The sequence below is a fragment of the Akkermansia sp. UNK.MGS-1 genome (assembly GCF_000980515.1).
In the GTDB taxonomy this organism is placed as follows: Bacteria; Verrucomicrobiota; Verrucomicrobiia; order Verrucomicrobiales; family Akkermansiaceae; genus Akkermansia; species Akkermansia muciniphila.
In genome coordinates this window covers 44,550-63,960 of sequence record NZ_LBCB01000040.1, presented here as the reverse complement: position 1 = coordinate 63,960, position 19,411 = coordinate 44,550, and the positions used below count along the sequence as shown (strand labels likewise).

At 56.8% G+C, this 19,411-nt stretch carries 15 protein-coding genes; 5 read left to right on the top strand and 10 right to left on the bottom strand.

The genetic code is table 11. The features are described 5' to 3' along the window. Positions 1 to 42: 42 nt before the first annotated feature. From WW58_RS11760 to WW58_RS11740, 5 genes are all read left to right on the top strand, one after another. Positions 43 to 930 carry a prephenate dehydrogenase gene (locus WW58_RS11760; protein ID WP_046438006.1) on the top strand — a complete coding sequence of 296 codons (888 nt, stop codon included), beginning with the start codon at positions 43 to 45 and terminating at the stop codon, positions 928 to 930. Between the two features lie 134 nt (positions 931 to 1,064). Beyond that, entirely contained in the window at positions 1,065 to 3,272 is a 2,208-nt protein-coding gene (locus WW58_RS11755) for a TonB-dependent receptor (protein ID WP_179219175.1), read from the top strand. 15 nt (positions 3,273 to 3,287) lie between these two features. Beyond that, complete coding sequence (locus WW58_RS11750; protein WP_046437862.1) at positions 3,288 to 4,034, top strand: ABC transporter ATP-binding protein; 747 nt, start codon at positions 3,288 to 3,290, stop codon at positions 4,032 to 4,034. Then, positions 4,031 to 6,856 carry an ABC transporter permease gene (locus tag WW58_RS11745; protein WP_046437860.1) on the top strand — a complete coding sequence of 942 codons (2,826 nt, stop codon included), beginning with the start codon at positions 4,031 to 4,033 and terminating at the stop codon, positions 6,854 to 6,856. Before WW58_RS11750 ends, WW58_RS11745 begins: the two co-directional genes overlap by 4 nt. Before the next feature lie 212 nt (positions 6,857 to 7,068). Beyond that, positions 7,069 to 7,704 carry a CatA-like O-acetyltransferase gene (locus WW58_RS11740; RefSeq protein WP_046437859.1) on the top strand — a complete coding sequence of 212 codons (636 nt, stop codon included), beginning with the start codon at positions 7,069 to 7,071 and terminating at the stop codon, positions 7,702 to 7,704. A gap of 49 nt (positions 7,705 to 7,753) precedes the next feature. On the opposite strand, the gene WW58_RS11735 is transcribed toward WW58_RS11740, so the two are convergent. From WW58_RS11735 to WW58_RS11690, 10 genes are all read right to left on the bottom strand, one after another. Continuing rightward, the gene (locus WW58_RS11735) at positions 7,754 to 8,722 is read right to left on the bottom strand and encodes an ABC transporter ATP-binding protein (protein WP_046437857.1); all 969 of its coding nucleotides are present in this window, start codon (positions 8,720 to 8,722) and stop codon (positions 7,754 to 7,756) included. Between the two features lie 18 nt (positions 8,723 to 8,740). Then, positions 8,741 to 10,135, bottom strand: coding sequence for a ribosome biogenesis GTPase Der (gene der / locus WW58_RS11730; protein WP_046438005.1), 1,395 nt, complete (start codon positions 10,133 to 10,135; stop codon positions 8,741 to 8,743). A 75-nt stretch (positions 10,136 to 10,210) separates the two neighbouring features. Beyond that, entirely contained in the window at positions 10,211 to 11,302 is a 1,092-nt protein-coding gene (locus WW58_RS11725) for an LptF/LptG family permease (RefSeq protein ID WP_046437855.1), read from the bottom strand. A gap of 151 nt (positions 11,303 to 11,453) precedes the next feature. After that, positions 11,454 to 11,990 (bottom strand): DNA repair protein RecO, encoded by a 537-nt coding sequence (gene recO, locus WW58_RS11720; protein ID WP_046437853.1) that lies wholly within the window; start codon positions 11,988 to 11,990, stop codon positions 11,454 to 11,456. After that, positions 11,990 to 12,763 (bottom strand): tetratricopeptide repeat protein, encoded by a 774-nt coding sequence (locus tag WW58_RS11715; RefSeq protein WP_046437850.1) that lies wholly within the window; start codon positions 12,761 to 12,763, stop codon positions 11,990 to 11,992. Before WW58_RS11715 ends, recO begins: the two co-directional genes overlap by 1 nt. Positions 12,764 to 12,770: 7 nt before the next feature. Continuing rightward, positions 12,771 to 14,657, bottom strand: coding sequence for a 1-deoxy-D-xylulose-5-phosphate synthase (dxs, locus tag WW58_RS11710; protein ID WP_046437849.1), 1,887 nt, complete (start codon positions 14,655 to 14,657; stop codon positions 12,771 to 12,773). Beyond that, a complete protein-coding gene (gene xseB, locus WW58_RS11705; RefSeq protein WP_012419371.1) occupies positions 14,638 to 14,898 on the bottom strand; it encodes an exodeoxyribonuclease VII small subunit in 261 nt (86 codons plus the stop codon). The genes dxs and xseB overlap by 20 nt, the downstream gene beginning before the upstream one ends. Positions 14,899 to 14,906: 8 nt before the next feature. After that, positions 14,907 to 16,784: an ArnT family glycosyltransferase gene (locus WW58_RS11700; protein ID WP_046437847.1), complete on the bottom strand. Its 1,878-nt coding sequence runs from the start codon at positions 16,782 to 16,784 to the stop codon at positions 14,907 to 14,909. Beyond that, positions 16,781 to 18,172 carry a sigma-54-dependent transcriptional regulator gene (locus WW58_RS11695; protein WP_031930155.1) on the bottom strand — a complete coding sequence of 464 codons (1,392 nt, stop codon included), beginning with the start codon at positions 18,170 to 18,172 and terminating at the stop codon, positions 16,781 to 16,783. The genes WW58_RS11700 and WW58_RS11695 overlap by 4 nt, the downstream gene beginning before the upstream one ends. Next, entirely contained in the window at positions 18,169 to 19,320 is a 1,152-nt protein-coding gene (locus tag WW58_RS11690) for a two-component system sensor histidine kinase NtrB (RefSeq protein ID WP_046438004.1), read from the bottom strand. Before WW58_RS11690 ends, WW58_RS11695 begins: the two co-directional genes overlap by 4 nt. Positions 19,321 to 19,411 lie beyond the last annotated feature (91 nt).

Genomic DNA, 19,411 nt, shown 5'->3' with positions numbered 1-19,411 from the left:
ATGCCGATGTTCCGGGGCGCTGATGTATTCCCCTGTAAATCCATGAGAGAATATTCCAGAAAGCAGCTTTTTTTCTCCTCCGTCGCCATTCTCGGCCCCGGCCTTCTGGGCGGGTCCCTGGCGCTGGCCGTCAGGAAGCAGTTGCCGCATGTGCACGTGAGCTTGTGGGGCAGGAGGGAAGAACCATTGGAATATGCCCGTTCTTCCGGAGCCGCCCATACCGCTTCCACCCGGATGGAGGAGGTGGTGGCAGGGGCGGATTTGGTTGTGCTGGCTACCCCGGTTGGCGTGATGCCCCGCCTTGTTTCCGACATGCTTCCTTTATTGAAACCGGGAGTACTGGTAACGGATGTGGGTTCCGTGAAGGGGTGTGTTCACCAGGCCGTGGGCTCCGTGCTGAAGAAAGCCGGCGTGGCGTTTATCGGCTCCCATCCCATGGCCGGTTCCGAAAAGCAGGGTATGGAACATGCTTCCGGGGACCTCTTCCGGGATGCGACCTGCATCCTGACGAATGACGAGCATGTGCATGAAGATGTGCTGCTGTTGCTCCAGCGGTTCTGGGAGCGTGTGGGCTGCCACTGCATCCGGATGAAAGCGGCGGATCATGATTCTTCCGTGGCACGCATTTCCCACATACCTCATGCTTTGTCCTCCCTGTGCGTCCACAGCGCTCTGGACGGTGGGGATACAAAGCTGCTGGGGCTGGTATCCGCCGGAGGTTTCCGCGATACCACCCGCGTTTCCATGGGGGAACCGTCCATGTGGGCTGAAATTCTGGCGGAAAATGCCCCTGCTGTTCTGGAGCGTCTGGATGAAGCCCTGTCCCAGCTGGGACAAGTGAGGAATTGGCTGGCCGCAGGGGATAAGGAGGCATTGCGGGAATGGCTGAAGGCTGCGGCGGAGAGCCGGGCGCAGGCGTTGGGTTTGTGAAAGGGCGGGGCCGTTCTGCCATCAGATGCGCTTTTGCCGGAAGGAAAAGGAACGGTCTGTTATCAAATTGTTAACAATCGGGAATGGACGGTTCTTTGTTCCGTCCTATACTTGCCCCTATGCGTTTATCCAACATGAATACCCCCCGCCATCGCCGCCAGGGGCGCGGCTTGCACCGTGCCGCCGCCATTGGGAGCCTGCTTGTTTTCGGACAATCTGCCTATGCCGAGACAAAGCCCGCCGCAGCAGAGGAAAGCGTGCAGGAAATGCCGGAACGCGTGATGACCATCCGTTCCAGGTCCCTGCGGGCGGAAACGGTCAGTTCCGCTACTCTTACGAACATGAAGACAGAGGAAGTTCCGCAAACGGTAAACGTCATTACGAGGGACCTGATGGATTCCAAGGGGTCCGATTCCCTGGTGGAAGCGTTGCGTATGGATTCCTCCGTCAATACGGGTGGGGACATGCTTTTGTCCCGTACGGCGGACCAGTACACCATTCGCGGCTTTGCCGGCAGTGATGTTCAGATCGGCAACATGCCTCTTCCGCGAGGCATGGGGTATGGCATGGATACGTCCCTGATAGAAAATATTGAGATTGTCAAAGGCCCCATCGGTTCCATTTCCGGCGGTCAGACCAGTACGCTCGGGGCATACGGCGCCGGCGGTTCCATCAATCTGATCCTGAAGGAGCCTGATTTTCTGGAACGGACGGAGTTGACGGCTTACGCCCGCCTTTCCCATCACGGGCAGAAATACCGCGCAACGATTGACGATACCCGGTACAGGGGGGATGAAACGAATGGATTTGCCCTGCGTACGGTGGTAGCCGCCGAGTATGAACGCCCGTTCTGGCTGAGCAACGGAGCCAACGGAGGCCAGAAGTACACGGTGTCCCCCATTTTCCGCTGGCAGCATGATTCCCGCACCAAGACGGTGCTGACGACCAGTTTCCAGTATCAAAATTCTCCGACGACTATGGGCATCCCTGTGTTGGGCGGCCATTTTGTGGGGCCGTATGACGCCTGGTACGGTTCTCCGAGCGGAAGGCTTAATTCCAAATCCCTGCTGGCGATGCTGGATTTCGAACGCAAGCTGGAAAAGATATGGACGATCCGCATTGGCGGCGGTATTGGGTACAGCGATGTGGACTATAATGTCTGGGGCATTTCCTCTTCCGCTGGGAGAGGAACCAGCACGGCGGATTATTACAACCAGATGATTGCTTCCGGAAAGGCTAAATATGAAGCCGCCTGGAGCGACGAGTGGAATATCAACTGGAATTTTTATTCCAACGCACTGGCGGAATTTAAGACCGGGCAGGTGAAGCATGAAGCCCTTATGGGCGTTTCTTACACGGGGAGCAGCACTTATGGAGACGGGTCCAGCCTGGTGACAAATGCCACCGCAAACACGAATGGCTATTTTTCCCTGTACAATCCTCCTCCTTTTTTCCCTGCAGGGCGCGATTATTCCGGCGCCAATGCGACGGATACCGTGGTGCAGAGGGCGGGTTTTCTGCTGCAGGATGTCCTCAGTTATGGACAGTGGCGTTTTCTGGCCGGCGTTCGCGGTGACGCGCATTTCAGCCTGGACAATAATTATGCGTTTGCGTGGAGCCCCCGCTTCGGAATTACCCGCATGTTCGGCGAACGCGTAGCGTTGTTCGCCAACGCAGCCCGTACCTCCGCCCCCAACTTCGGGTATCTGGATGAAAACGGAAAGGAATTGACCGATTCCTGGCGTACGGACCAGATGGAATTCGGGTTCCGGGTCAGCCCGGTTGATAAGGTGTGGTTTTCCGCTTCCTGGTTTGACATCATCCAGAATAATACGCCTGTTGCCATAGACGGATATACCAACCGGTACTATTCGGACGGCTCCAAGAGGGCGGAAGGCGTGGAACTTTCCCTGAACGGGGAAATAACCAAGAATTGGAGTTCCTATCTTTCCTACACCTACACCCGTACCAAGAACCGGACCACCGGGGAAGTGTATCCCACGATTGCTCCAAATGCTCTGGCCCTCTGGCAGAAGTACCGCATTGACGGAGGATTGCTGAACGGTACGGTGTTGGGACTGGGCTACCGCTGCAAGGATTCCTACTACGCTACGTTCCGAGGCGCAAAAATTGCGGACAACTACACCATCCCCTCCTATAGCGTATTCGACTTTACGGTGGAAATCCCTCTGCCGGAATCCAAATGGCTGAAAGATGCCACGCTGAGGCTGGCTGTGTATAATATCTTCGATAAAAAGTACGTGCAGTCCACCCGCCATGCCGTGCAGTGCACGGTGGGAGAGCCGCGCACGTTTGAAGTAGGCCTGAAGACCACGTTTTAACCTTGCGTTTCCGCCATGAGTTCCCCCGTCATTTCCGTCAGCCATCTCAAGCGCGGTTTCAAATCCGGTTCCGGGAATATCACTGTGCTGAAAGATATCAGCCTTACCGTGAACCGGGGAGAGTTCGTTGCCGTGATGGGCGCAAGCGGATCCGGAAAAAGTACTCTGCTGAATGTGCTGGGAGGGCTGCTGGCTCCGGATTCCGGCACGGTGACGGTGGATGGGATGGATATCGGTTCCATGTCGGATGCCTCCCTGACGGTGTACCGGCGGGACCGTGTAGGGTTCATTTTCCAGATGTTTAACCTGGTGGGCACCTTGAACGTGGAAGAAAACATTCTGTTGCCGTCCCTGGCGGGAGGCAGGAAGGTGGCTCCCGCCGTCCTGGACGCCATGATTGAGAAGGTTGGACTGTCTCACCGTCGGCATGCCATGCCGGATACGCTCAGCGGCGGGGAGCAGCAGCGCGTGGCGATTGCCCGTGCATTGGTCTCCGGTCCCGCTCTGGTGCTGGCGGATGAGCCTACGGGCAACCTGGATTCTGAAAATACCCGGCTTATGGGAGATTTGTTCCGGGATTTGCATCGTGCGCAAGGTTGTGCTTTTGTCCTGGTGACGCATGCGCCGGACGTAGCCATGTGGGCGGATCGTGTAATCGTGCTCAAGGACGGCAGCATTGTGGACGACAGGTTCACAGCGGAATTTGCCGGTCCTGCGGAATTGTCATCCTTCTATGAACGTACGCTGAATGACGCCTTATGACGTTGCTGTTCAAACTGATTTGGAGAGATCTGCGCGCCAACCCCGGCCGGATGGCAGTCAGCGTGTTCGCCATTCTTGTCTCCGTCAGCCTCATTGTATGGATGATGGGGAGCTATGATACGCTGGTCAGGGAGTTTGATAATGATGCGGAGGCCTATATGGGGAATTATGACCTCTGCCTGGTGCCGGAGCCTTCCAAAGGGCCCCTTCCTCCCGGACAGTACCCGCAGTTCCGTGACCCGGAGCTGCCCGCCCGTCTGGCCGCCTCTCCCCTTGTGGAAACGGTGAACGCCGCGTGCCAGGTGCCGCGCCTCCAAATCGGCTGCGGAAATGAGCGGGGCAGCTTTGACGAGCAGACGCGCGACCGCATGGGAATTCCTCCCCAGAGCCCCATCCTGGTGGGAAACCATGCTGTGGAGTGTCCTTATGAATTGAAGGAGGGAGTTTGGCCGGATATGGCTTCCTCCTCAGCCATGGAGGGGGTACTGGGCAGCGGAAGCGCCAAATATTTCAGCGCGGGAGTGGGAACTGTCATGAACGTACGCGTGGGAACGCATGTGTACGACGTAAAGATTGTGGGCATCGTCAAGCAGGCCAAGGCCACCCCCGGCGTCATTATGGGGCCGGGCGGCATGTCCGGCCCGGCTTTTTCCTCCCTTTTTGTGCCCGTGAAGGTATGCGAGAAAATTACGGGGCAGCCTTTTGCCCCTAATTTGATTTACGTTCAGCTCAAGGAAGGAGTGGACAAAAAGGAATTTGCGGAGAATTTCCGGCAGGAGCTGGTACAGGCTTCCGCTGCAGTGGCGAATACGGATTCCATCATCCAGCGGCTTTCCAGCGACCGGTCCGTCTGTTCACAGAAGGATAGCGCGGAAATGTCCGTCTGGCTTGTCCTGTTCTCCTGTATTTTCATTATTTTCACAACGTTGAGCATTGGCGTCAGCGAACGTGCCCGCAGACTGGCCCTGATGCGTGCTCTGGGGCTGGGGCGCGTGCAAATTGCTCTGCTGATTGCAGGAGAGGGGATTTTCCTGTGCATTCCGGCATTGCTGGGAGGGTTGGCCGCAGGCTTTTTCCTGGTGTACCTGCTGGAGGAAGGCTCTGCCTCTGTACCCGTGCTGGCCTGGTCCACCGTATTAACCGCCGCCGTATGCGCTGTGGGCGGGGCCTTGCTGGCTTCCATCATTCCTGCGTGGCGCGCTTCCCGCCAGTCTCCGCTGGAAGCGGCCGTTCCTTCCTCCGGATTCATCGGGAAGGTGAGCCGTGTTCCTGTGTGGTCTGTTGTGGCGGGCCTCGCATGCGTGTGTCTTCAGCCTGCAGCCCTGCTGTTGCCGGGCCTGGAGGTAGAAACGCGCAAATGGATATTTTTCTGGCTGGGTTACCCCGGCCTGGTAGCCGGTGCGCTATTTCTGGCCCCCACCTTCGTGCGCGTGACGGAGTGGGCCGGGGCATGGATTACCGGATTTCTGCTGCGCGTTCCGCATTCTTTCCTGAAAATGCAGCTCAGCCGCAACCTCAGCCGTTCCGTGGGAACTGCCGTATCCATGTCTGTGGGCCTCTCTCTCTTTGTGGGGGTGCAGACATGGGGCTATTCCATGCTGGTTCCTTTTTCCCCGGATACGTCAACACCCGGAACCCTGGTTTCCTTCCTGCATACGGAGTTCAAATCTCCGGATGTTCCAGAGCTGATGGCGCGCCCCAGCCTGCGGAATTCCCGAATGTATCCCATCTACGTGGATGAACCGGATATTGCTCCGGCACAGATGAAAACCCCCGGTTTTTCCGGAATGCGCAACCGTTCCATCGTACTGGCCGGCATTCCCGTGGCGGAGATGGCCGGGGGGAGCCATCCGCTGTTCAACCCCGTGTTTGTTTCCGGAAACCCGCAGGAGGCTTATGCCATGCTGGAATCCACCCGTTCTCTCCTGATTCCGGACACGTTTGCACGGACGGTGGGGTTGAAGGTCGGGGATGACTTGATGCTGGTTAATCCGTCTTCCCGGGAACGTCGTTCCGGAAATGAACCCTCTGTTGGTATTCGCGGCCGGGGCAGGGGGGCCGCCGTACGGGGAGAACCCTGGAAGGTGGCGGGAATAATTTCCTTCCCCGGCTGGCACTGGTTGACCAAGACCAGCGGAATGCGCGTGCGCCGCGGGGGTTTTGTTGCCGCTTTGGCGATTGCCGATGAACGCTGGCTCAAAGAGGAATACGCTCATCAGGGATTCCAGTTTATCTGGGGGGATACTGCTCCGGGGATTAGCAACGTGGAACTTCAGAACGACCTGGGGGAATACGCCCTGATGAAGGTGCGAGAGCAGGGAAACGGAGGGGAAGGCGCCAAGCCTCTGGTGAAGGCCCTGACCCGGGAAAGCCTGGGGGAAAGCGTTACCAGCCGTGGGGACGATGTGATTTTTACGATGAGCAAGCTTCCCATCATCATGATGGTGATCGCCGTTCTGGCCGTACTTAACACCGTCCTGGCTTCCGTGCAGTCCCGCCGCCGGGAATTTGGATTGATGCGTGCGGTGGGCGTGCCGGGCGGCATGGTGATGCGGATGCTCTGGGCGGAAACGCTGATGGTTTCCCTGTGCGCCGTTGTCATGAGTCTTGCGCTGGGAGTCCTGGGCGCCTGGTGCTCCATCCAGATTCTGGAATACGGCTATCACTTCGGCATCGTTACTCCTCCTGTCACAATGCCCTGGGCGCATCTGGCCTGTGCTGTGCTTCTGGTGCTTGCCCTCTCATCCCTGGCGTGCCTTCTGCCTTCGTGGCGCATGAAGCATGCGTCCGTAACGGATTTGCTTTCCGTTCGCGAGGGGTAGGGGCATTCAGGATGTTCTTTATTGCAACATAGTTGATGATTGGATAAATAAAGGCATTAATTAATGCGTTGGCGCTGGGAACAGCCATGCTGGAATTTCCGGGAGAGCCGGGGAATATTGTTGCTTTGACTGCTTCTGTCCTGTTTTTTTGCTTCCGGAGCAAAAACGCAAAAACGTGTACGGGGAGCCTTCCCTGAATAGAAAATAAGTGCATGAAAAAGAAAATAGAAATCGCTTCCTGGCCTCGAAGGTCCCATTATGAGTATTTCCGGACGTTTGACTGCCCCATGTTTTCCATTACGTCCCCGGTCCGGGTGGATGCCCTGTACCGTTATGCGAAACGGGAGGGAGTTTCCTTTTTCATTTTGTGCCTGTTTGTGCTGCTGAAGGCGTTGAACAGGGTTCCCCAGCTGCGCCAGCGGGTGGAGGAAGGGGAGGTGTGGGAGTATGAGTCCGTGAATGCCCTGGTTCCGGTGCTGGCTGCGGATGGAGAATTCACTCAGATTTTAGTGGAATACCGGATGGAGCTGCCTGATTTTCTGGAACATGCCGTTCCCCTTGTGCAGGCGGCCAAACTTGCTCCCGCCCAGGCGAATCCGTACCATAGGGCGGATATCGCCGTATTCAGCTGCCTGCCGTGGATTCCATTCACACAGGTGGCCAGCGCCTACAGGGTGTTCCGGGACCAATACTTTCCCCTTATCCATTGGGGGAAGGTGGAGGAGGATGTTTCCGGCAGGATGGTGATGCCCGTAGCCATTCAGGCGAACCATGTGCTGGTGGACGGAGTGCATGTGGGCCGTTTTTACGGCATTCTGGAAGAATTGTGCGGAAATCAATTCAGTTAAAAGGATTTTCCTGTACGCAGCATTATCTGCGAGCAAACAGGAAAGGAAACTAAGCCAGACAGCCCGGACAGTTCTGGACTGAGTGCCCCGGAGATATTTCCACCAGCTCCGGTTCCCGGTCCGTGAGGCAGAGCGCCGGGTTTCCGAGGGTGTTCCTGGGGCGGAAGCTGCATCCGCATGGCTCCTGAGTCATGTTGGGAGGCAGTCCGGGAATGGTATAGAGGGGGGTGCCTTTCGCATGCAGCCCGGGAATGGATTTCATCAGGGCTCTGGTGTAGGCATGCCGGGGATGTTCCAGAAGCTCCTTCGCCGGGGCGCTTTCCACGATGCGGCCTGCATACATGACGTTGATGCGGTCCGCGTATTGGCGCACCACGCCGAGGTCATGCGTGATGAGGATGACGGAGGTGCCCATGTCCTGCTGAAGTTTTTTGATGAGATCCAGCACCTGCTTCTGGACAGTGACGTCAAGGGCGGTGGTGGGTTCATCCGCGATGAGTATTTCCGGTCTGGTGATGAGGGCCATGGCAATCATCACGCGCTGGCGCATGCCGCCGGAGAATTGGTGGGGGTATGCGTCCATGCGTTGTTCCGCATCCGGTATGCCTGCCAGGGCAAGCTGTTCCAGCGCGCGTGTCCGCGCTTCCTTTTTGCCGGCCCCTTCGTGAATGACAAGGGGTTCCGCCACCTGCTCCCCGATGGTCAGGTACGGGTTGAGGGAGGTCATGGGGTCCTGGAAGATCATGGAGATGCGTTTGCCGCGGATGGCCCGGAGTTCCTTTTCCGGGCAACGGAGCAGATCTGTGCCGTCCAGCATGGCTGAACCGCTTTCAATGCGGCCCGGAGGCATCGGAATGAGCCCCATTATGGAGTAGCAGGTGACGGATTTTCCTGATCCGGATTCACCCACGATGCCAAGCGTTTCCCCCGGGGCTACATCAAAGGACACGTTCCTTACCGCCCGGACAATGCCGGCCCTGGTGTGGAAGGAGGCGCTGAGGTTCCTGACGGAGAGCATGCGGAGAAGGAGGGATGATCAGTCGTTGCGCACGCGTGAACGGGCGGAGAAGATGACCGGAATGCCGGGAGCGGGGTAGGCTTCCCTTATTTTGTTGCGCAGGTACTGGGAATAGCTGTCCGTGAGCAGGCTTTTGTCATTGACGAAAAGAACGTAGCGCGGGACGGGAATAGTATTGTACTTGGGGTCCACCGCTGTGGTGGCGTAATATATTTTCAACCTTCTGGCAGAGCCGCTGGCGGCGCCGGGAGGATTCATCTGCTGGGCAAGCTGGATCAGGCGGTTGAGCTGGCCGGTAGTGGGCAGGTTATGGGATTCCCGGCGGATGCGCGTGATGACTTTGAAGATGATTTCCACGCCTTCCGCTTTTTTGGCGGAGGTGGCGATGAAAGGCGCGTAGCTGATGAAGAATAGTTCCCTGCGCACCTGTTCTTCCACTTCCGCCATGCGGTCCTTGCGGGAGGCATTCGGATGGAAGAGGTCGAATTTGTTGACGATGATGATACAGGGTTTTCCTTCTTCCGCAATGATGCCGGCAATGCGGCGGTCCTGCTGCGTGATGCCCGCCGCAATGTCAATGACCAGCAGGCAGATATCCGCCCGGCGGATGGCTTTTTCACTGCGCATGGCGGAGAAAACTTCTACGGAGGTGTCCCGACGGGAGCGGGGACGTATGCCGGCGGTGTCAATCAGCACGTAGGGCTGGCCGTCGTGCAGATAGGGGATGTCAATGGCGTCACGGGTAGTGCCCGCCACATTGGAGACGATGGTGCGCCTGTCCCGGAGGATGGCGTTGACCAGGGAGGATTTGCCTGCGTTGGGGCGTCCCACTACGGCTACCTTGATGGGAAGGGCCGTTTCCTCTCCGTTTTCCGGTTCTTCCTCCAGTTCTTCTTTAAGCGGAGCCCCTTTCTGCTTGAGAAAACCGTCCAGCCGGGAGGCTAATTCGGAAAAGCCTCTGCCGTGGGCGGCGGAAAGAAAGATATGGTCGTCAAAACCCAGTCCGGTAAATTCGCCCAGATTAAGGTCCTGTTTTTCGTGGTCGGCTTTGTTAAGAAGGAGGATAACGGGAATGTCCGATTTACGGAGGTGGTCCGCGATGTTCTGGTCGATAGGGGTAAGGTGATCCCGGCAGTCCAGCACGAAGAGGATGAGATCCGCCGTTTTTATGGCAATGTCCGCCTCTGCCTCTACCTGTTCTGCAAAGCCGTCGCCCAGGCGCGCGCCGATACCGCCCGTATCCATGATTTTACAGGCGCGGTCCGTAATCTTGCAGGGGGCGGAAAGGCGGTCGCGGGTGACGCCGGGTTCATCATGCACGATGGCGATGCGCCTGCCTGCCATTCTGTTGAAAATGGCGGATTTCCCGACATTGGGCCTGCCTACGATGGCGATGGTGGGGACGTGCTGCATGCACATCATGTTACCCGAAGCTCCCATACTGTGAAAGCTAATTCCACGCCAGCGGGAAGGGCTTCCGCAGGGGGCTTATCCCTTGTGCCTGGCCCGTTTGTGAAGGTGCAACGCCACGGCAACCGTGATGATGTTGGGAAGCCACAGCAGAATATAGGGGAGCATCGTGTCGTTTTTCCGGGACAAGTCTGCAAAGATCAGGGCCAGAAAGTAGAGTGAGGCGATCAGGATGCCCAGGGCAAATCCTGTGGAAGTGTCTTTTCTGCGGGTGTTGATGGCCAGTGGCACGCCGATGAGGGCAAAGACGATGCAGGCCAGGGAGAAGGAGGCGCGCCTGGGAAGTTCCGTGGCGAATTCCGTGGTCTGCTTTTTATCCAGATAGCCGGGCGTGTCCAGAGCTTCCCGGATTTCCCGGTTGGTGAAGCGGTTGGCCTTGATGCGCCGGGAACGGGATTTGTCCAGGTTGATGCTCAGAGGCATCTCGTCCATGGTCACGCTTTGGGAGATGGAGCCTTCTTCCTGCGTGGTGATGAGGGGATTGATGAGATTCAGGGTGAGGATTTTTTTCTCGGGAGAGAAATCCATGGTCACGCGTTCCGAGTGCATGGCCACAGACGGGGATTTTTCGTCCGCTTTCTGGTAGATATGCATGCCGTGGATGACGTCGTCCACGCGTTTGTCGATGTAGATTTCCAGGTTGTCGAATTTGGTAATGGCCTGGCCTTCATTGAGAAGCCCCTTCGGGTTGATGGAAGCGGCTTTGATGAGCAGCTCGGAAATGGACTGCTTGGCACGCGGTGCGATGTCTATGTTAATCCAGTAGCAAAGGCCGGAAAGGGCGATGCCGATGGAGATGGCGGGGGCGCTCAGACGCCACAGGCTCATGCCGGACATGCGCATGGAGGTGAGTTCGTTGTCCGAGGCCAGACGACCGTACACCAGAAGAATGGCCGTCAGGAATCCCCACGGAATGGAGAACATCAGCGAAAAGGGGATGACCTGGAAGATGAATTCCAGAACGATGCTGATGGGAGCCTTGTTTTCCACCAGGAGGGGACGCAGTTCCTTGAACAGGTTGCCCAGAAGGAGCAGGGCGCTCAGGGCCATTACCCCCAGGGCCGTGACACCCAGCAGCTGGCGGGCAATGTATCTGTCAAGGATCTTCATGCAGTAAAACCGTGCCGGATATTGTGCCTGAAGGCTGCGGACAAGTCAATCTCGCGCACGGAACAATGCGCATCCCGTCCCGGAGGAAAGACGTGTTGAGCAGGGCAGGGAACATCCCCTGCTGAGGATGGAAGCGGGGCAGGCATGTTGCTCAACTTTCTTTTTGTTCCAGGCTTCCGAGCAGTTTTTCCCGCTGCGAGGGAAGCTTGCCGAAGTGGGATTTCAGAATGACGTGCGCCGGGATGCCTGGGTGGGCTATTCCATGCAGCCGGGCGAGTTCCTGTTCGAAGTGCAGGACGGCGCGTAGCGTGGGATCATTGTTTTCCAGGTAGGTGTAGGCCCTTTGCAGCAAGTCGTAAAATTCCGGGATGGGCGTGTCCGGTTCCAGCATTTGGAGAAAAAGGCGCGCGAAATAGCCTGCCGCACTGAGCCGGAGGTAGCTTTTCCGGAGGGCCAGGCGCGGCGAAAGCAGGTCTGCGGAGGTCAGGGTGTGCAGATCCCCCTTCTTTGCCTGCGTCCACTGCATGCGGCACTGATAGAAAATGTCCAGACGCCCGGCAAAGGGGCTGCCGGGTTTTCTGGCGCTTTTTGCCGCCGTCCTGATAAGGCCTTCTTCCGTGCACCAGACGGCAATCAGGCCGTTTTCTCCCAGGGGATAAAGCTTCAGGACCGTCGCTTCCGCATTCATTAACGGCGTTTTTCCAGTCCGGTTTTTACCGGCTGTTCGGTTGGGACGGTTTGCCCATAGGGGGAGGGAAGGATGCCTGCCTCCGTCATGGCGTCCGTAAAGGCCTGGATGGCGCTGGTGCCTCCGTAGATGCGGATGGCGGAAAGAAGCTGTTCCTGGGCGGCTTCCTTGTTTCCTGCCATCAGTTTGAGGATGGCCTGGGTGCAGTAGTAGTACGGCGTATCATCCATCGGGCCGTACAGCTTTTCCAATTCCGCGGCAAGAGGCTGGTTATCCAGTTTGCGGGCGCAGATATAACGCTTGAATTGCAGCAGGGGCGTCATGCCGGGATTGTCCTTGAAGGGGAGAAGGAGTTCCGTGAAAGCTTTCAGAGCCCTGGAATAGTCGTGATTGACGTAATGCGCTTCCGCCAGGTTGAACTGGATGGTGAGGTTGGAGGGATCCAGTTTCTGGGCTTTTTCAAAATTTTCCAGGGCCTTTTCGATATTGCGGATTTCAATGTAGCATGCGCCGCGGAGGTTGTATAAGCCCGGATTCCCGGCATAAAGTTTTTCCAGCTCCATGAGGGAAAAAAGACATTCCATGATTCTTTTCTGGGCAAAGAGCTGTTCCGCTTTGCGGAATTGGGCTATATAGCTTTTTCTGGTTGTTTCCGGCAGGTTGTTGAATTCCTGAATCCAGGCAGGGGTGGAGGAGTCCGGCAGGGATTGTCGCGCGGAGACGGGAAGAAGGGCGAGCGCAAGGGCTGCCAGCAGGAAGGTGCGTGTTTTCATAAACAGATCAGGAGTTCAGGTGGGTAATGATTTTTTGTAGCGCGGCTTCCGCTGTGAGTCCATATTTTTTTCTGAGGATGGATTCCGAACCATGCTCAATGAATTGGTCCGGCCAAGCGATGGCTTCCACGGGCGTTTTGACATCTCCGGTTTCCAGGGATTCGAGAACGGCTGAGTTGAAGCCGCCGCTGATGGAGTGGTCTTCAAAGGTGCAGACCACACGGCTGCGTGCTGCGTGACGGCGGATGCATTCATCATCCAGAGGTTTGATGAAACGGGCATTGATCAGGGTGACGGTGTAGCCGCGGGCTTCCAGCAGCGAGGCGGTTTCCCGGGCGATGCCGATCATGGTGCCCAGGGAAACGAGGGTTACATCCCGTCCCGTCTGAAGTACTTCCGCCTTGCCGATGGGGAGGATTTCCGCCTTGGCGGGGACGGGGGTTCCGGCTCCGCATCCCCTAGGGTAACGGATAACGGTGGGGCCGTTCTGGTAATGGTTCATGGTTCGGAGCATGTGGACGAATTCGGCTTCATCCTTGGGCTGCATGAAGACAATGTTCGGGATACTGCGAATCATGGCAATGTCAAACAGCCCGTGGTGTGTGGGGCCGTCGTCCGGGGAAAGCCCGGCGCGGTCCATGCAGAAACGCACGGGCAGTTTTTGCAGCGCGGCGTCATGTTGAATCATGTCAATACAGCGCTGCATGAAAGTGGAGTAAATGGCGATGTAGGGTTTCATGCCCTCCGCCGCCAGCCCGCAGGCGAAGAGGGCGCCGTGCTCTTCCGCGATCCCTACGTCGAAATAGCGTTTGGGGAAGGCTTCCTTGAATAAGTCCAGCTTGGTGCCGCTGGCCATGGCGGCCGTGATGGCTGTGATGGATTCATCCTCGCGCGCCATTTCCACCAGCGTGGAGCCGAAGATATGGGAGAATGTGGGGGTGGGGGCGGCCTGCGTTTCCCCGTCCCTCACGCAATAGGAGCCCAGGCCGTGGAATTTGGTGGGGTTGTCCAGAGCGGGCTGGTAGCCCTTGCCCTTCTGGGTGACCACATGCAAAATAACGGGTTCGTTGAGGTCCTTGATGTAGGCAAGGGTGCGTATCAGGGTGGGAATGTCGTGTCCGTCCAGGGGACCGAAATAGCGCAGCCCGAATTTGTTGAACAGCAGGGACGGGAAGATAAGGTTTTTGGTGGTGCCTTCCAGCTTGAAAGCAAAGTCTCTGGCCTGCGTGCCGCCCAGCTTTTCAATGAAGGAGGCCGTTTTATCCCTTAACCAGGAAAACGTTTCCGATGTTTGCAGGGAGTTGAAGTATTTTGCCAGCGCTCCTACGTTTTTGTCGATGGCCCATTCGTTGTCATTCAGAATGGTGATGTACCGTTTGGTAGTCTGGCTGATATTGTTCAGAGCTTCCAGAGTAGTGCCGCAGGTGAATGCCGCATCCCCGGCCACGGCCACCACATGGTAGTCTTCCCCTTTCAGGTCCCTGGCCGCGCACATGCCTAGGGCGGCGGAAAGCGCCGTGCCCGCATGCCCCGCTCCGTAGGAGTCATGAGGGGATTCGGACATTTTGGCAAATCCGGAAAGCCCTCCGTGCTGGCGGATGGTGTGGATCAGGGGAGCGCGCCCCGTCAGCATTTTATGGACATAGGCCTGGTGGGAGACATCAAAGATGATTTTATCCCGCGGCGTTTCAAAGACGCGGTGAAGGGCAATGCTCAGTTCTACCACGCCCAGGTTGGGTCCCAGGTGGCCTCCGGTGAGGGAAAGGGAGTGAATGAGGGTATTCCGGATTTCTTCCGCAAGCCTGGGCAGTTCCGGCTCAGGGATTTTCATCAGGTCTGCGTGGCTGCGGATGCTTGCCAGCAGTTCCGGAAGTTCAGGTGAGGGAGAATTCATTGCTGTCTGGTTCATCAGTATCCGTTTTATCCTGAACGGTTTCCGGGTTGCTGAGAGTTTGAATGCGCAGTTCCGCATCATGCAGGATGCTGCGGCAGTGACGGATGAGCTTATTGCCTTCTTCCACCAGGGCTATCATGTCTTCCAGCTCGGTGACGGGTGCTTCCGTCAGGCGTATGATTTCTTCCAGGCGTGCTACGGATTCTTCAAATCCGGGAGCGTTTTTCCGTTGTTTGGCCATATGGGGGATTAAGGTTGAGGGGCGGTTTCCTGAAGGTCTTTGTAAAGAATCATTTCCGCTCCCTGGATGAATTGGCGGGAATCGGGCGTTCCGAAGCGCTGCGCCAGGGGAGCAAGCGCCTGACTGTGGTCAAAGAGGTACACGGGATTTTTATCCTTGGTCTGGAACAGAACCGTGCCTTCCAGTACGAGGGGAGTGAATTCTCCGTAGGAGGAGGCAATGGTGCGGAGGTTCATTTTTGATGTGGACGAGGGGGTCACCAGGATGCTGCCCACCTTGCCGCCGTGGAATTTCAGAATGCGCTCCAGCACCATGAATTGTTCCACCATTTTGGGGATGCCGATGGCTTTTCTGTCTGCATACCAGCCGACGGCGGCCGGCTGGTCCGTGAGAATGAAATCCTTTTCCGCCGTCTGGGAGCGAAGATCCCGGTTAAGGCCCTGGGGATAGTAGGGAGGCCATGCCGGAATACCGCGGCTGGCCGTCAGGATGCCCACCCGCACAATGTGCGGAAGGTTGAGCAGAAGCGGAAGGGAAGTGATGAGCAGGGAGATCAGCAGGACGCCTCCCCGAAGGATGGAGATTAGCTCTTTGTTGGAATGCCTGGCTATCAGGTTGAGAACAAATGCCGTGCCATAGGCCGTGAAAAAGGGAGCGAAGAGGATTTGAATTTGCCCTAAGGAAATGCCGGTTTTATTGGAGGTATAAATGGCCATGCCGATGACGGCAGGGACCCACATGGCAAAAATGCCCCATTTGGACTGGTTGACTTCCGGACGTTTGAATTTATGCAGGAGGGCCAGCAGAAATACCATGGCCAGGGGGAGATTGCCGAGGTTTTCGTAGAGCAGGTCACCCTGTGTCAGAATGTTGTTGATGACGGAAGTGACTACTTTTTGGGCAGCGATGGGAATGCTCCCGGAAACCAGGGCGTTCATCGCTATTTCTTCATTGCCGGTCAGCCCCGTGAAGATGGTGTAATAAGCCGTTCCGAAGAAGCCTCCGCTGAGGGAGCGGTTAATGTAAATGGGGTAGGCCAGGAAAAGAAGGAGAGTGATAAGACCCGGAATGCAGTACAGGCCGTGCGGTTTGAACCGGATGCCTGCAAAAATCAGAAAACCGGCCATGGGCCACAGCCCGATCCATCCGGTAAGGCAGACGCATGAAAAACAGATGGAGCTGCCGATGAGAGGCCACAGGAATGCGCGGTTTTCCTCCTTGTTTTGCAGGGCCGTGTACAAAAAGTGGATGCCCCAGGCAAAGAAAAAGAGCATCATCATCTGCGGGAGGCCGCTGGTAGCGTACTGCAGGAAAAGATTGCTGAGTATCATCGTCAGGCAGGTGAAGCAGGCGATGGTGACGTCAAACATCCGGAGGAGGATGTAATAGCAGCTCAGGACGGACAGGATGAAGAACATGCAGGAAATGCCCGCCACAATCCGGTCAGGCAGGTAAATCATGGATGAGCCCGTCATGCTCCACAGGTCAAATTTGTGGACGCCGGCCATCCTGAAGACAGCTGCTTCCGTCAGGATGTTCAGCGGAGCGTTGCGTGTGTCCCGGAGGGCATAGGGATTGAATTTTTCCGGATCGACGAGGGTTTCGCCTTGTCCGGCCCGGATGGCTTCCTGTTCGTGTATCTGGGCGTCTGAAAGAAAAGGGTTGAGGCCGGCGCGTGTGCTTCCGGAGACCATCTGGATGGGTCTCAGCCAGTTGGTGGTCATCCCCTGCCCCCTGGCTACGTTGCGGGCGATTTGGGCGTGGTCCATGGCGGCATCAGTGCCCAGCCCGTTAAAGTTGAAAAAGTACTGCACCCCCGTGATTGCCAGCAGCAGGATAAGGATAATGATAAAAGGGGTGCGGGATGCCGAGGAGGGCTCATTCATGAATGGAGGATGTCTTGTAGTTTGCGTTGAAGAGTGCGCCGGCTGATGCCCAGCAGGTGGGCTGCTGCCGTTTTATTGCCGTTTGACTGGGCCAGCGCTTGTTGGATGGCATTCCGTTCCAGCAAGGATAAATTCAAAACCCCGGCCGGGACAAGCCCATTCTGCGTGTTGGGTGCATTGTCCTCCGGCCGTTCCTGTGGAGCGGCTTCCGGAGAAGTATCCTGCAGTTGCGGGGGAAGATGATGGAGGCCTATGCTGGCGGAATTGCTCATGACGACGCCATGTTCCATGGCCGTGCGGAGTTCACGAACGTTTCCCGGCCACTGGTAATTCCGGACGGCTTCAAGGGCGTCCCGGGAGAGGGGTTTGAATTCCTTGTTGTTTTCCCTGGCGAATTCCTTCAGAAAGGCGGTGGCAAGTAGGGGGATGTCTTCACGGCGGTCCCGGAGGGGGGGCATCTGGATATGCACCACATTGAGGCGGAAGTAGAGGTCTTCCCGGAATTTTCCTTCCTGCACGAGCTTTTTCAATGATTTGTTGGTGGCCGCGATAACGCGCACATTGACGGGAATGGATGCATTGGAACCTACGCGTTCAATGGTCCGTTCAGACAGCACCCGCAGCAGCCGGACTTGTGTTCCGGCGTCTATTTCCCCGATTTCATCCAGAAAGATGGTGCCGCCGTCCGCCTGCTCAAAGCGGCCGATGCGGCGTTGTCCGGCTCCGGTGAAGGAGCCTTTTTCATGGCCGAACAACTCGCTTTCCAATAATTGGGGGGAAAGGGCCGCACAGTTGACGGCCACGAATTTATTTTCCGGCCTTCCGGAAAGGGAATGGATGGCCTGGGCTACGAGTTCTTTTCCGGTGCCGCTTTCCCCCTCAATCAGCACAGTCGTTTTGCTGGGGGCCACCTGACGAATAATGGAGAATACGTGTTCCATGGCGGCGGATCTGCCCAGGAGTTTTTGCAGTCCGGAGTCCGCCTGGATGCGGGTGGTGAGTTCCTGGTTGGCCGTTTCCAGGTTCCGGGTATGGAGCGCCCGTTTGAGCACCAGCTCCACGGCGTCCAGATTCAGAGGTTTGGTGACGAAGTCGTACGCTCCCTCTTTCATAGCTGCTACGGCGGCATCCACGGAGCCGTAGGCAGTCATCATGATGCTTTGCGGAGGGTGAGGCAGGGATGCAGCGGCTTTCAGCACATCCATGCCGCTTTCCCCGCCCAGTCTCAGATCCGTCAGAACCAGGTCCGGAGATTCTTCCTGCAGGAGGGCGGAAGCCTGGGAGAGATTGGCGGCGGTGTACACTTCATAATCATCCTGAAAACCCATGCGCAGAGCGTCGCGCGTGGGTTTTTCATCATCTACAATCAGCAGAACAGGCATCTTCATGAGGGAATGGAGGATGGCAGGAGCCTGATGGTGCGTTCCACGCGCGGCAGGAAGACCGTGATGGTAGTTCCCTGACCCGGCTGGCTGGCCAGCGTGATGGACCCGCCGTGTTCCTTCACGATGCGGCGAACGATAAGCAGCCCCAGTCCGGAGCCGGTGGACTTGGTGGTCAGGAAAGGTTCATAAATGCTGCCCATGACCTCCGGTGAAATACCGCAGCCGGTATCCGCCACAGTAACGAATACGCTGTCATCCGTATAACCGCTTTTGAGCAGAATGGTGCCTCCCTCCGGAGGGATGGACTGGTAGGCATTCTTGATCAGGTTGTAAAAGACCTGTTTGATTTGGACGGGGTCCAGGCTGAGGATGGGAAGACTGGGCTGGAGGTCCGTGTTGATTTGGATGCCGCGCTGCTGGATTTCCGGTTCCAGCAGTTTCAGCACTTCCATGAGGATGGTTTCAATGTTGTAGGGTTCCCGGATGGGCCTGGTGGGGCGGATGGCCTGGAGGAATTGCTTCAGGATAACGTCCAGCCGCGTGGTTTCGCTCTCCGCTGTTTTCAGCAATTCCTCCATGTCCGTCCGGTACTTTGGAGGCAGCTGCTTTGCCTTCCTGGCCAGGAGCTGGAGATGGAGGCCTATGGAATTGAGGGGGTTGCCTATTTCATGAGCCACTCCTGCGGCCAGCAGCGTCAAGGTATTCAGGCGTTCTGCCTCAAGGTTTTCCGCGTTTTTTTTATGCCGGGGCGTTTCATCCCGTATCAGGACCAGGTGGCCCTGGTTTTTGCTGCCGATGGGGGAAATGAAAATGTTCAGGAATCTGTGTTCCGGGTAAAAGATTTCCGTGTCCCGGGAGACGGCGGTCTGGCTCTGCTGGATCGTGTCCCATGAGCAGTCCCTGCCCAGGAAAATACAGAAGTCATCCGGGGTTATTTGCCCGCGTTCCTTGTCAAAGAGTTTAAGGGCAGCCTTGTTGACGAACAGAATTTTTCCCTTGTTATCCAGCAGGATCAGGCCTTCCTGAATGGCTTCAAATACCTGCTGGAAAAAACCCTGCTGTTCCGCCAGCTTGACAAAAAAGCGCTGGAGATCCTCCTCCTTGATGTGGTCAATGCGGCCGATCAGCTTGTCAATGGTGTCTTTTTTCATGGCGGCGGGTCCGTTGCCGTGCGGCTTGCTCTTATATATAAAGAGCGGCATGTCACAAATCAAGCTGATGTGACATATTGTCGCGCATTTG